This is a genomic window from Mesorhizobium argentiipisi (SeqCode) (genome assembly GCF_037179585.1).
In the GTDB taxonomy this organism is placed as follows: Bacteria; Pseudomonadota; Alphaproteobacteria; order Rhizobiales; family Rhizobiaceae; genus Mesorhizobium; species Mesorhizobium argentiipisi.
Map to the genome: position 1 here is coordinate 1 of NZ_JAPYKO010000105.1, position 466 is coordinate 466.

General features: G+C 72.3%; 1 protein-coding gene. It reads right to left on the reverse strand.

All coding sequences use genetic code 11. The features are described from left to right. Positions 1-255: triphosphoribosyl-dephospho-CoA synthase (locus O7A05_RS34135; RefSeq protein ID WP_337097803.1), on the reverse strand; the 255-nt coding region annotated here is incomplete at its 3' end. Positions 256-466 lie beyond the last annotated feature (211 nt).

Sequence of the window (466 nt, forward strand, 5' to 3'; positions counted from 1 at the left end):
CAGCTCGGCGAGAGGCGCGTTCCGCGCGCCGGCTGCCGCGAGCAGCACGAAGAAGGGGCGGATCGCCCCGGCGCTCCGGCGCAGGGTGCCGGCGTCCATGTCGCGGTGGCTGCCGGCATCGACGGGGCTGACGAGGCCCGGCTTCGGATAGGTCTCAAGCTCGTCGATTAGCGCCCGGTGCGCGGCCTGCGCGATGCGCTCGCAGAGCGGCGCGAGATCGGGCATCCGCGCCGGCGCGCCGTCCGGACTCAGCATGGCAGGATTCCCGGCAAGACCCCGTTCGGGCGCCGGTATCGCACGAAAGCACGGCCGGCGGAGGCCTCCCGTGACAGAGCCACGATGATGTCATTTCGCGGCCAAGCTCGTGCGGCGGCCGCATGAGCGGCAGCTAAGCCGCTCCGGCCGCTCGCCTTTCCTGGACAACCCTTCGCCGGTCCGAGGGTCCGGTTGGCCCGAACGCTGCTTG